Here is an 11727-nt window from a genome sequence, read left to right as displayed (position 1 = left end):
CGACAGCAGCGATCGAGAGAGCGGGAGAGGCATGAGCGAGCCGGTTTTCGTCATCCACGGCGTCGGCAACCGCGACGCGCGGGCGTTCGCCGCGACGGTCGCCGCCGTACGGGCCGCCGTGGGCGGGGACATGGAGCTGGTGCCGGTCCACTGGGGTGACCTCGGCGCGGACGACCGCTTCGTGGACCTGGCGCTCCCGCACCGGGCCGGCGGGCTCCGGGACGCTCCCGGATCCGGGCCGGTCCCGGCACACGAGCCGGCCGGCGCGTCGCCCGAGGACTTGCTGGCCGCGCTGTCCGCGCCGTCCGATCCACCGGGCGGGACCGGGCCGGCGCGTACCGGGGGCCTGCCCGAGCCCGTACGGGACGCGGTCCGCGAGGGCCTGGACCGCGCCGAGGACTCCGGGCTCCGCGGCGGCCCCGCGGACCCGGGCGGGCCGGACGGCGAACACGTGCTGGCCGCGCTCGCCGAAGCCTGGCCCTCGACGCGCTGGCTGTCGCTCACCGACGACCCGGTGCTCCTGAGGGAGGCGGGTACGGCCGTCGCCCGCGCCGTCACCGACGCCGCCGCCCAGGAGACGGACCCTTCCTGGGACGGCCTGCGTGGCCCGGGTCCCGGGTCCGACGGCCTGCGCGGCCTGGTGCGGCGCAGGCTCGCGGACCTGGACCGGGTGGCCGGCGCCGCGATGCAGGCGCTCGCCGGGAGGGTCAACCACGGGCTGCGCACCCGCTTCGGGCCGGGCACCACCCGGTTCCTGGGCGACGTACTGGTGTACCAGCGCCACCGCGAGCGCATCCACGCCCGCGTACGGGAGCGGATCGCCGAGGTCGACCCCGCGCTGGGGAGCGGCCCCGAGCGCCCGGTGCGCGTCGTGGCGCACAGCCTCGGCGGGGTGATCGCGGTGGACATGGCCACGGCGCGGGCGCCGCTGTGGACGTCGTCCCTGCTCACCTTCGGTTCCCAGGCCGCGTACTTCCACCTCTGCGACCCGCGCGGCGGCCGCCTCCCCGCCTACGCGGGCGGCGGGCCCGTCCCGCTGCCGCCGTCCCTCGCCCGCTGGACGAACCTGTGGCAGCCGCTCGACGTGCTGGCCTTCGCCGCCTCCCGCGTCTTCACGCTCGACGACGGCACTCCCCCGGTCGACGTGCCCCTCGCGCACTCCGCGTCCGCGGGGCTGTGGACCCACTCCGTCTACTGGGACCTGCCGGAACTGGCCCACGCCATCCGCGCCGCGATGCTGCCACCGGCGTGAAGCGGGCGCGCCCGGCCCCCCGTCCGCCCTGGTGGCCCTATGAGCGCCGCGCGCAGACTTGTGCCATGGAACTCATGGTGTCGGTCAAGGGCGGCGAGGTGTGGGCGGACGACTCCGGAGGAGACGGCCCGCCGCTGGTCCTGCTGCATCCCGGGATCGGTGACTCCGCCCTCTGGGACCCGGTCGTCCCGCGCTTCGCGCACCGGCACCGGGTGATCCGCTACGACACCCGGGGCTACGGGCGGTCCCCGGCGCCCACGGCCGCGTATTCGCTGGTCGAGGACCTGATCGCGGTCCTCGACCGCTTCGAGGTGGACCGGGCCGTGCTGGTGGGCTCCAGCATGGGCGGCGTCACGGCGGTGAGCCTCGCGCTCGGTCACCCGGAACGGGTCGCCGCGCTCGTGCTGCTGTGTCCGGGTGTCACCGGCTACCCGGGGCTCGCCTCGGCCGCGCTGACGACCGAGATCGAGAGGCTGGCCGAGGCGGGGGACGTCGACGGCCTGGTGGCCCTGGCGATGCGCACCTGGGCGGCGGCCGGCACGGGCGACGACACCGTGGCGGCCGCGCAGGTGCGGGCGGCCGTCCCCGCGTGGTTCTCGAACTACCCCCATCAGGTGCCCGATCCGCCCTCCTTCGACCGGCTCGGCGAGCTGGCCACGCCGTGTGTGCTGGCGCTCGGGGAGCTGGACCAGCCCGAGGTCGTCCGGTGCAACGAGGAGATGGCCGCCCGCATCCCGGGCTGCCGGCTGGTGCGGCTGCCCGGCTGCGACCATCTGCCGATGCTGCGCGCCCCGGAGACGGTCGCCGGGCTGGTGCTGGAGGTGTGCGACAAGGTGCGGTGAGCGGGGCGCCCGGCACCTCGGCGGACCCCGTGTCCGGATGTGACAGGAAACCGTCATTGCGGCCATGACCTTCAGCCCCGACGATGGACGCATGCCCACTACGCACCGTGTCGTCATCGCGGTCTTCCCCGACGTCGACCTCCTCGACGTCACCGGCCCCGCCGAGGTGTTCGCCCTCGCCGGCCGGGAGACCGGAGGCCGCGCCCGCTACGACGTCCGGCTCGCCGCGCCGCGGGCGGGCGAGGTCCGGACGTCCGCGGGGGTGCGGCTGTGCGCCGACCTGTCGTTCGCGGAGGTCGGCGCGCGGGTGGACACCCTCCTGGTGCCGGGCGCGGTCGACCGGGGCGACTCCGGCCCGGTGGCCCGCGTCGACCCGGAGGTCGTGGAGTGGGTACGGGCCACCGCGCCGCACGCCCGGCGGGTGGCGTCGGTGTGCGTGGGCGCCCATGTGCTGGCGGCGGCCGGCCTGCTGGACGGGCGGACGGCGACCACGCACTGGTCGACCGCCGCCCAGCTGGCCGCCGACCACCCCGCCGTCACGGTCGACCCGGACCCGATCTTCGTCCGCGCCGACCGGGGCCGCCTCTGGACCGGGGCGGGGATCAGCGCCTGCCTGGACCTCTCCCTGGCCCTGGTGGCCGAGGACCACGGTGAGGAGGTGGCGCTCGCGGTGGCCCGGCAGCTGGTGATGTACCTCAAGCGGCAGGGCGGGCAGAGCCAGTTCTCCGTGCCGCTGGCCGGCGCCGCCACCTCCCGGCGCGACATCGACGAGCTGCGCCTGTGGATCGCCGACCACCTCGGCGAGGACCTCTCGGCGGGGGCCCTGGCGGCCCGGATGTGCCTGAGCGAACGGCACTTCGCGCGGGTCTTCACCCAGGAGACCGGCACCAGCCCGGCCGCCTACGTCGAAGCCGCCCGGGTCGAGGCGGCGCGCCGCCTGCTGGAGGGCACCGACCACCCGCTCGACCGGGTCGCGGCCACCGCCGGGCTCGGCTCGGTGGAGACCCTGCACCGGGCGTTCCGGCGGCAGCTCGCCACCACGCCCGCCGCGTACCGCCGCCGCTTCCGTACGACGACCGCCTGATCCCCCGGGGTCCCGTACGCCTGGAACCACGCCTCGAACGCGGGCTCCGGCCGGCCGCGCGGCTTCGCCGTGCCCGGATTCCCGCCGCCCGTTCACGTCCGCGTCCGACCGACTCCTTTTTCCCTCTGAGTTTCCCTCTTACCCACCCCTGGAAAGGACCTCCCATGACCGTCTCCACCCCCTCCGCCACGCTCCGCGCCGTCTCCGGCCTGGACGACCGGCTGCCCCGGCTGGGCGCGTCGACGCTGATCATGATCGACTTCCAGAACACCTACCGCTCCGGCGTGATGGCGCTCGACGGCGCCGAGGAGGCCCTGGCCGCCGGCGCCCGGCTGCTGGCGCGGGCCCGGGCCGCGGGGACGCCCGTCGTCCACGTCCTCCACGACGGCGGCGAGGGCTCGCCGTACGACATCCGCGCCGAGATCGGCCGCATCAGCGACGAGGTCGCCCCGGTGGAGGGCGAGGCCGTCGTCGTCAAGCGCTTCCCGAACTCCTTCCACGACACCGAGCTGGTGAAGACGCTGACGGAGCTCGGTGTCGGCGCGGGTGACGACCTCGTCCTGGCCGGCTTCATGACGCACATGTGCGTCACGTTCACCGCCGAGGGCGCCTTCAACCTCGGCTACCGGCCCACGGTCGTCGCCGAGGCCACGGCCACCCGCGCGCTCGCGGCCCCGGACGGCACCGTCGTCCCCGCGGCCGCTCTCAAGGCCGGCGCCCTGACGACCGTCACCGATCTGTTCGGTACGGTCGCGCCGACGGTCGACGCCCTTCCGGCGTGACCCGGGCCGGGCGGTGGGATCTCCCCGGAACTCAGGGGTCCCACCGCCCGGGACACGGCGCTCCCTCAACCCGCCGGGGTGGTCACCTTCTTGCCCTGGTCGTCCACGGCGAACCAGAGTCCCTGCTTGCCCTGGCCCTCGGTGTCCCCGGGCTTCTTGTCGCCGGTGAACCAGTAGACCGGCCAGCAGTCCACCGCCAGTTGCTTCGTCCCGTCCGGGCGCGTCACGGTGGTGATCAGCTTCTCCGGTACGCCGCGCACCGCGCTCTTCTCGACCGGCTTCGCCGGCTTCCAGGTGTCCAGGCAGGCGCCGTCGCAGGCGAACTTCATGGGCCAGGCGCTGTCCTTGTCGAAGCGGTAGAGGGTGCGCCCCTGCCCGTCGACGAGGATCTTGCCGAGGGTCCGGTCGGCGCCGACGGAGACGCCCTCGGCGGCCGGTTCCGCCTCATCCGCGGGTTTCGGGGCGTCGCTCGGGGCGGCGGAGGGTTTCGGGGCGTCCTGTCCGCCGGCCGGCTTCCCGCCGGCCTTCTTGCCGTCGGGGGCGAACGCGTTCCAGGTGCCGCCGACCCCCTGGCCCTTGGTGTCGCCGGGGGCGGTGTCCTTGACGTAGCGGTAGACGGGCCAGCCGGCGAGGGTGAGCTGCCGGGTGCCGTCGGCGCGTTCCACCTCGCCGAGCGCGGCGCCGATGCCGGAGGTGGCGCTCGCGTCGTCGGCGGGCACCGGCGGCCACGCCTTGGCGCAGTCGCCGTCGCAGCGGGAGGCGGACGGGCCGGCGGTGTCCTTGTCGAAGCGGTAGAGGGTCCGGCCCTTGGCGTCCGCGACGACGGAACCGATGCCGGGGGCGTCGCGCACGGCGAGCCGCCCGGCCTTGGCGTCCGCCCCCTCGGAGCCGGGCGCGGAGGGGTCCGCCGACGAGGACCCGCCCGAGCCGTACCCGTCGTCGATCTTCGAGCTGTTCCCGGCGGGGGCCTTGCCGTAGTCGTCCGTCGCGGACGAGCCGCCCCCGCCCTCGCAGGCCGCCGTCAGCAGCATGACCGTGATCGCCGCCGAGGCGAGGGAGACGTGACGCTTGTTCATGGGCTGTCCTTTGCTCGTGACCCGGCGGTGGTCCGCCGTTGCCGTGGGATTACGGGGTGGGCCCGCCGTGCGCTCAACGGGCCCGGGAATTTGTCACCGGATGACAGAAACCGCGCGCCGGAACGGGCGACGAGGCCCCGGTGACAAGGACTTCGGTGGCGGAACGGCCTCACGGCCGCTCAGCCGGCGGCCTCGACGCGCAGGGCGAGGGCGGGACAGCGCCGCACCGCCCGGAGGGCCCGCGGGCGCATCCGCGCGGGTACGGGCATGACGGCCCGCTCCGGGTAGCCGTCCGGGCCCAGGCGCAGCAGGCCGGGCAGCAGGTCCGCGCACAGCCCGTGGCCCCGGCACAGGGTCCAGTCGACGAGCAGGTGTTCCGCCGGGGGCCGCGCGGCGCCGACGCCGCGTACCGGAAGCGAGCCGAGCGGGCCGGGCGCCGCCCGCGCCCCGTCGGCGGGCAGCGGCAGCGCGCCGAGGGTCTGGCGGCCGCAGCCGTGGCCCAGGGCGTGGGCGGCGAACTCCTCGCCGAAGACCGTGAGGGCGGAGGAGACGAACCGGGTGCTGCCGTCGGGGTGTCCGCACGCCCCGCGCCGCTCCACGGCGGACATCCGGGCGCGCGCGGCGTCCAGGGCGCCCTGTCCGCCCCCCGCCGCGGCGTCGGCGAGGGCCTCGGCGAGCGCCGGCAGGCCGAGGGCGCAGGGGCCGCACTGGCCCGCCGACTGCGCGGCCAGCCAGCGGGTCACGCGGACGGTCTCGCCGACCGGGCAGGTGGTCTCCGGCAGCGGCAGCACGGCGCCGGCGCCGAGGACGCCGCCGGCCGCGGCGAGGGAGTCGCGGGAGACGGTGGCGGCGCGTACCGCGTCGGGCGGCAGCCAGCCGCCGTGGTAGCCGCCGATCAGCACGCCCTGCCCGGGCGCGGTGCCGCAGAGTTCCAGGACGTACGGCAGGGGGACCCCGGTCGGCGTCTCCACGGCGTGGGTGCCGGCCACGGTGAGCATCACGGTGCCGGGTTCGGTCGGCAGCCCGGCGGCGCCGTAGCCGGCCGCGCCGAGCCGTGCGGCGAGGGCGAGCTGGGCGAAGGTCTCGGTGTTGGACAGCAGGGTGGGCAGGCCGCCGAGGCCGCTGTCGCTGGTGCGGACGCGGCGCCCGGAGGGCAGCGCGGGGCCGCCGTCGATGCCGCGGACGAGCGCGCTGCTCTCGCCGGTGACGAAGCGTTCGGGCAGCAGGGTGACGTCGACGGCCGGGCCGGCGGGCCCGGCCGGGTCCCGTTCGGCGATCGCCCGGTTCACGGACCGTTCGACGTCCGGCCGGGTGACGCCGACGGCCACCCGGTGCGCGCCGAGTGCCCCGGCCGCGAGCACGGCGCCGTCGAGGACCAGGTGCGGCGCGTAGAGCAGCAGCGCGGTGTCCTTGAGGCAGCCGGGCTCGCCCTCGCTGCCGTTGACGACGACGGCCGCGCCGGTGCCCCGGTGCCGCTGGGCGTCGGCCACGGCCCGCAGTTTGCGGGCGAAGAGGAATCCGGCGCCGCCCCGCCCGCGCAGGCCGATGTCCTCGGCGAGCCCGGCGAGTTCGTGCGGGCCGAGGGCCGGGGCGGGGCCGTGCGCGGCCAGGTGGGCCTCGCGGTCCATCCACGCCGTCTCGTCGAGCCCGGCCAGCAGCCGGGGCGGTCCGACGGTGGCGAGGGTGGGGACGGCGCGGTTCACCGCCGTGCTCCGCGCGCCTCGCGCAGCCGGGCCCGCCGGCGCAGCGTGAGGGCGGTGCCGACGCCGGTCACGCACAGCGCGTACCCCGCCGTCGCCCAGCCGGCCGCGGGCCGCCCGGCGTGGAGGCCGTGCACCAGGGCGGCGCCCCAGGCCGGGTAGGCCGCCATGTGCAGGGCCCGCCACCGGCGGGAGCGGCCGACGCCGGAGAAGGCGCTGCGCACCGCGCCGGTGACCGCGACGGCGACGAAGAGGTAACCGGCGAGCGTACCGAGTCCGATGAGCAGGGGGTGCCCGGAGTCGGTGAACGGGACGGCGGCGGCCGTCGTACTGGTACGGTCCTCGGCAATCTTCACCCACACGTGCAGGGCGAGAAAGCCGAGCCCGGCCACGGCCAGTCCGCGGTGCACGCCCTGGGCGAGGAGCCGGTGGGCCGAGCCCAGCAGCCGTCGGTCGGTCGCGGCCAGCCCCCACAGCACGGTGGAGGTGAGCGAGACGAGCGCGAGTACGCCCGCGCCGAAGTCGAGGAATTCCCGGGCCCGTTCGGCCACGCCGGAACGGGCGGCGACGGCGAGGAACAGCAGGATCGCCGCGGGCAGCGCGGGGCGCGCGGAGGGCCGGGTCTGCGGCAGGGCCCGCGGCCGGGGCGAGGGCTTGGCGGGCGGCCGGGCCGGCGGACCGGCCGGGGGTCCGGCGGACGGACGCGGCCGTGCGGCCCGGCGTCGGATTCCGGTACGCGTCCGGTGGCCGGTTCGCGGGCGGGACAGAAGTGTTTGCGTTCGCGACTTATGCATCTGGTTCTCCGACGGGCGGCCGGCCGGGGTCCCGGCGACCGTCCGTGTTCCTGAGAAATCCGGAAATCCCTCGCATCGGCGGTGTCCGCCGGCAGGGCGATCGTCGAATTCACTCGATGTGACCGGCCGGCCACTCATGGTCCGGCGGCTGAATGTGCAGAAGCATCGCCCAACTTCACCGGAACTTCATAAGGTTTATCGCGCTGTGACAAATTCACGCCCGGCTGTCCCCACGGCAGTGGTCGGCTGCGGATGATGCCCACTCAGGCGAGAGGCCGCCGACGGCTTTCCCGGCCCTCCCGCCCGGTACGGAAGTCCGGAGGTAGACGATGTGCGAAATGCTGAACCGCATCTGGTCACGGCCGCGCGGTGAGTGGACCCGGGTCCTGAGAAAGGAACTTCCCGCGGTCGCCGCCTCGGTGGCGGAGGAACTCCAGCGCGGCACGCCCGCGTTCTCGGCGGTGTCGCAGCGCATCGGTACGGAGGCGACGCGGGCCGCCGTGGAGCAGGCGCTGCTGCGGGCGCTGGGGCTGGGGCAGGTGCCGGGGGCGGACCCGGAGCGCATACCGCCGGGGACGGGCCCGCGACCGCGGCGAAAACCGGCGCAGGTGGTCACCGCCATGCCGGCCACCCGGGCCCGGCAGGCCCTGTTCGCCGCGCTCACCGACGACCGGCACGTACCGGGCGAGGTCCTGGCCGAGCTGGCGGGCCAGGCCGGGTGGCCGCTCCCCCGCCGGGTGCGCGCCGTCGTCCTCGGTACCCCCAACGAGGCGCTGACGTCCCACCCGTCACCGCACTCGTCACCGCACCCGTCGTCCCACTCGCTGCCGCATCCGCTGTCCCACGCGGCTCCTCAGCCGGGCCCGCAGCTGGTGCCCCAGCTGGCGCCCGCGCTCGCGGCGGCCCTCGGCCACGGCCTGCCCGGCACCGTCGAGGCCGACCTGTGCCTGCTGGTCCCGGACCCGGGGCTGCCGGGGCGCGCGGCGCTGGAGGCGGCGCTGGGCTGCCGGGTGGCGGCCGTCGGGCACTCGGTGCCGGTCGCGGACGCCGCCGCCTCGCTGCGCTGGGCGCGCCGGCTGCTGGCCGTCGCCGCGGCCCTGGGCGGCCCGGCGGAGCGGGTCGTGTGCGTCGACGACCACCTCTCCGAACTGCTGATGCTCCAGGACGAGTCCCTGGCCCGGGCCCTCTCCGCGCGGTGGCTGCGCCCGCTGGAGGATCTGACGCCGCGGCAGAGCGAGCGGCTGGAGGTGACGCTGCTGGCCTGGCTGGAGAGCGGTGGCGCGCCGGAGGCGGCCCGGACCCTGAAGGTGCACCCGCAGACGGTGCGCTACCGGCTCCGTCAGATCGAGAAGCTCTTCGGGCCGGCGATGCGCGAGCCGCACACGCGCTTCGAGCTGGAGCTGGCGCTGCGCGGCCGGCGCCTGCTGGCCCGTACCCGGCAGCTGAGGTCACGGGCGCCGGGTGCCGCGCGGGCCCTCGGCGCCGCGGTCCATCCCCTGGGGCCGGCGGGAAGGGCCCGCGTCAACGGGCTGTGAGACACGGGGCGCGGCGGCCCCCGACCCGGCTGTCGGGGGCCGCCGCCTTCCCGGCGCCGGGCGGCATGGGTGGGGGGAGCACCCGGGGCCGGGGGTTCGCGGGGGACCGGCGTCACGGGGCGCCGGTCCGTTCTCCTGTCAGCAGGTGCGGCCGCTGTTGACGCAGGAGGCCGCCTGGGCCATCAGGCGGTCGGACATCACGTTGATGAAGTCGCCGTGGTCCGTGACCGGCTTGTGCAGCTGCTCGGGGAAGCTGTCCACGGCGAAGGGCACGCCCGCCGGGACGTCGTAGGTGATGCGCTGGACCAGTTGCGGAACGGCCCGGAAGCCGCGCGGGCAGGAGCCGTCCGGGCGGGCGAAGGCGACGTGGGTGCGGTGGTTGGCGCTGTCGGTGTTCCGGCCGTCCCAGCAGTTCTGGAAGGCGAAGGTGCGGACGACGTCGGCGCCCCGCGGGCAGATCGGGTATTTGTCCTTGAGCTGCCGGTTCTCGAAGCCCTCGCAGCTCCATGAGGCATTCGCGTTGGCCACTCCGTTGGTGAGCGCCTTGGCGTCCCCGGTGATGATGCGCAGGAAGCGCGGCATGGCGGTCACCTTGGAGACCGGGCTGCCCTTGAATTGCAGGGTCACGGAAGCGGGCCGGAGCACGGTTCCCATGTTCCCGTCGTGTCCGCCGCCCGGGGCATTCGCGTCGGGTGCCGCTTTTCCGTCCAGGACGCGTAGTACGGGCCAGTAGTGACTGGACTTGTCCCCGTTGGTGCAGGTCGTTCCCGCGGCCGCGAGACTCGCGTCGGTGGAGAAGGCGTCCGTGGATTTGTTGCCCACATAGTCGTGCATGTGGTGGGCGCCGTTGCGCACCCCCGGGGTGACGATGACGTTGTCGGGGTTGAAGTGCCCGTTCTCGTTGCGACCGCACACGGAGGTGAAGGTGCCGGTGGAGCCGCCGGGGCGGGCGCGCGGTCCGTTCCGCTGCGGGGCGGTCCTGATGTCGGCGAAGTCGGCGCGGGAGGGGCCGCCCGGCTTGCCCCGCGGGCCGAGCCGGGGGGCCAGGTCGCGGGAGGAGTCGTCCGCGGCGGCGGTGCTGACCTGCCGGGTGCGGCAGCCGCTGAGTGCCGCCGGTTCCACGGCCGCGGGGGCAGGGCCGTTACCGTCCGTCTTGAGGGAGTCGTTGATCTCGCCTATGGTCCCGGCGCGCTTCGTCTTCAGCTCGTCGAGCACCGCGTCGGGGGCGTCCTGGCCTGCCGTCATGCGCTCGTAGGCCCGGGCCACTTGGGCGTCGAGTTCGGAGAGGCCACGGGAGACCGCCGTCCGCGCCGGCGCGGGGACGTCGCGGAGGCGGTCGCCGACGTCGGGGCACTCCAGGGTCGTCGCCTCGGTGGCGGCAGCGCCGCCCGTATCGCGGGAGGTCCGCCCCGCGTCCTGGCCGCCGGTGTCGCGGGAGGCGCCGGCGGAGGCGTGCTGGGCGATCACCGCCGTTCCGCCGCCGCCGAGCAGCAGGGCCGCGGCGGCCACCACCGCCCGGGTCCTCAACTGCGAGCGTTTGTGGGCCTGTCGCATCATGTGGGGTCACTTCTTTTCGTCGTTGCCAGGGTGGGGGAAGTCGACGAGTCCGGTGTTCTCCAGGACGGTGATGTGGTCGAGGACGACCGTGTTGGCGCGGGTCGCCAGTTCTCGCACCATGGCGTTGGCGGTGCGGTCGCGGACGAGCGCCACCAGCGCGAACACCTTGCCGTGGGCGGCGCGCACCAGGTTGGCGAACAGCCGCTCGAAGGTGCTTCCCCGGGCGGCGTTCAGCTGGTCGAGCCAGCCCCGCTGGTCGGCGTTGGGCCGCTCCGGCATGGTCACGTCGAGGGCGCGGCCCACCTCGACGGAGCGCCGGTCCAGTTCGGTGTGGCCGTCGACGAGGTGGTCGCCGGCCATGCGCACCGCGTCCTTGGTGCCGCGCTCCTGGGCGAGCCTCCCCGCGGGCTTCTCCCACAGCCCGGCGAGCCGGACCCTGCGCACGAAGTCCCGGTCCAGCGGGGTCAGCGGCCCGAAGGGCGTCGCCGTGGTCCCCTGGCCGTCGTCGCTCCAGGTGGTGCGGGCGTCGGCCGCGGCGGGCCCGGCGCCGCCGAAGAGGTGGACCGGGATCAGGAGGGCCAGGAGCGTGGCCGCCAGGGAGAAGACGACGAGCCCGGTGCCGAGGGCCCGCTGGGAGAACGGGCGCGGCAGACCCGGGGAGCGCGCGTAACGGGGGAAACGAACGGATCGCATGGCACCTTCTTCGACTTCTGCGACTTCCGCGACCTCTTCGGTCGCCTGCCGGAATGCCCACGGACGCTAGCCCCCGGCGGCGCGGTGCGGACGAGCGTTCGCGGCCCCTGACAAACCTCTGCCGAAGTGCCGCTCTCTCCCACCGGACGCTGCTACCGTGCCGCGCCGGCCCGCCGCGCGCGTGCTCCCCACCGCGCGGTTCCTCGCCGCGGAATCGCGGATTCCTCGATTCCGCCATCTTTCCGAGGGGCGGCGCCGCCTCAAGACCTCCGCCCGGCGTGGCGTTCCGGACATCCGGCGCCCCCGGACTCCCCCGGCCGAGGCTCCCCCAGAAGATCGCGAGGCTTGCCCGGTGTCCGGTACACGCCCCTCACGGGCACTTACGGCCTGTTGGCGGATTTCCGTCTTGCTT

At 75.5% G+C, this 11727-nt stretch carries 10 protein-coding genes; 5 read left to right on the top strand and 5 right to left on the bottom strand.

Annotated features, from left to right (window positions below; all coding sequences use genetic code 11):
• Positions 1-31: 31 nt before the first annotated feature.
• The 4 genes from SMD11_RS30220 (at position 32) to SMD11_RS30205 (ending at position 3960) form a co-directional block, all read left to right on the top strand.
• On the top strand, positions 32-1252 hold the full coding sequence (locus SMD11_RS30220) for a hypothetical protein (RefSeq protein ID WP_087929463.1): 1221 nt from the start codon (positions 32-34) through the stop codon (positions 1250-1252).
• 65 nt (positions 1253-1317) lie between these two features.
• Positions 1318-2094: an alpha/beta fold hydrolase gene (locus SMD11_RS30215; RefSeq protein WP_087929462.1), complete on the top strand. Its 777-nt coding sequence runs from the start codon at positions 1318-1320 to the stop codon at positions 2092-2094.
• A 91-nt stretch (positions 2095-2185) separates the two neighbouring features.
• Complete coding sequence (locus SMD11_RS30210; protein ID WP_087930816.1) at positions 2186-3178, top strand: GlxA family transcriptional regulator; 993 nt, start codon at positions 2186-2188, stop codon at positions 3176-3178.
• Positions 3179-3342: 164 nt separating this feature from the next.
• On the top strand, positions 3343-3960 hold the full coding sequence (locus SMD11_RS30205; protein WP_087929461.1) for an isochorismatase family protein: 618 nt from the start codon (positions 3343-3345) through the stop codon (positions 3958-3960).
• 65 nt (positions 3961-4025) lie between these two features.
• Here the strand turns inward: SMD11_RS30205 and SMD11_RS30200 are convergent, their stop codons facing one another.
• From SMD11_RS30200 to SMD11_RS30190, 3 genes are all read right to left on the bottom strand, one after another.
• Positions 4026-5036, bottom strand: coding sequence for an SCO0930 family lipoprotein (locus tag SMD11_RS30200; RefSeq protein ID WP_087929460.1), 1011 nt, complete (start codon positions 5034-5036; stop codon positions 4026-4028).
• A gap of 179 nt (positions 5037-5215) precedes the next feature.
• Positions 5216-6739: an NADH-ubiquinone oxidoreductase-F iron-sulfur binding region domain-containing protein gene (locus SMD11_RS30195; RefSeq protein ID WP_324614785.1), complete on the bottom strand. Its 1524-nt coding sequence runs from the start codon at positions 6737-6739 to the stop codon at positions 5216-5218.
• A complete protein-coding gene (locus tag SMD11_RS30190; RefSeq protein WP_234366227.1) occupies positions 6736-7287 on the bottom strand; it encodes a hypothetical protein in 552 nt (183 codons plus the stop codon). Before SMD11_RS30190 ends, SMD11_RS30195 begins: the two co-directional genes overlap by 4 nt.
• Positions 7288-7868: 581 nt before the next feature.
• Here SMD11_RS30190 and SMD11_RS30185 point away from each other — a divergent pair.
• Positions 7869-9065: a PucR family transcriptional regulator gene (locus SMD11_RS30185; protein WP_324614784.1), complete on the top strand. Its 1197-nt coding sequence runs from the start codon at positions 7869-7871 to the stop codon at positions 9063-9065.
• A gap of 138 nt (positions 9066-9203) precedes the next feature.
• Here SMD11_RS30185 and SMD11_RS30180 read toward each other — a convergent pair whose 3' ends face one another.
• Entirely contained in the window at positions 9204-10622 is a 1419-nt protein-coding gene (locus SMD11_RS30180) for a DUF1996 domain-containing protein (protein WP_087929458.1), read from the bottom strand.
• Positions 10623-10628: 6 nt separating this feature from the next.
• Positions 10629-11315 carry a DUF4142 domain-containing protein gene (locus tag SMD11_RS30175; protein WP_087929457.1) on the bottom strand — a complete coding sequence of 229 codons (687 nt, stop codon included), beginning with the start codon at positions 11313-11315 and terminating at the stop codon, positions 10629-10631.
• Positions 11316-11727 lie beyond the last annotated feature (412 nt).

It is taken from the genome of Streptomyces albireticuli, from assembly GCF_002192455.1.
Lineage (GTDB): Bacteria > Actinomycetota > Actinomycetes > Streptomycetales > Streptomycetaceae > Streptomyces > Streptomyces albireticuli_B.
The sequence above is the reverse complement of the archived record's forward strand: the minus strand, read 5'-3'. Positions and strand labels throughout refer to the sequence as shown.

What these genes read in the sequence shown, in the direction of transcription:
- SMD11_RS30210 (WP_087930816.1), top strand. Translation starts at nt 2,186, where the DNA reads ATGCCCACTACGCACCGTGTCGTCATCGCGGTCTTCCCCGACGTCGAC.
- SMD11_RS30215 (WP_087929462.1), top strand. Translation starts at nt 1,318, where the DNA reads ATGGAACTCATGGTGTCGGTCAAGGGCGGCGAGGTGTGGGCGGACGAC.
- SMD11_RS30180 (WP_087929458.1), bottom strand. Translation starts at nt 10,622, where the DNA reads ATGATGCGACAGGCCCACAAACGCTCGCAGTTGAGGACCCGGGCGGTG.
- SMD11_RS30200 (WP_087929460.1), bottom strand. Translation starts at nt 5,036, where the DNA reads ATGAACAAGCGTCACGTCTCCCTCGCCTCGGCGGCGATCACGGTCATG.
- SMD11_RS30205 (WP_087929461.1), top strand. Translation starts at nt 3,343, where the DNA reads ATGACCGTCTCCACCCCCTCCGCCACGCTCCGCGCCGTCTCCGGCCTG.
- SMD11_RS30220 (WP_087929463.1), top strand. Translation starts at nt 32, where the DNA reads ATGAGCGAGCCGGTTTTCGTCATCCACGGCGTCGGCAACCGCGACGCG.
- SMD11_RS30185 (WP_324614784.1), top strand. Translation starts at nt 7,869, where the DNA reads ATGCTGAACCGCATCTGGTCACGGCCGCGCGGTGAGTGGACCCGGGTC.
- SMD11_RS30175 (WP_087929457.1), bottom strand. Translation starts at nt 11,315, where the DNA reads ATGCGATCCGTTCGTTTCCCCCGTTACGCGCGCTCCCCGGGTCTGCCG.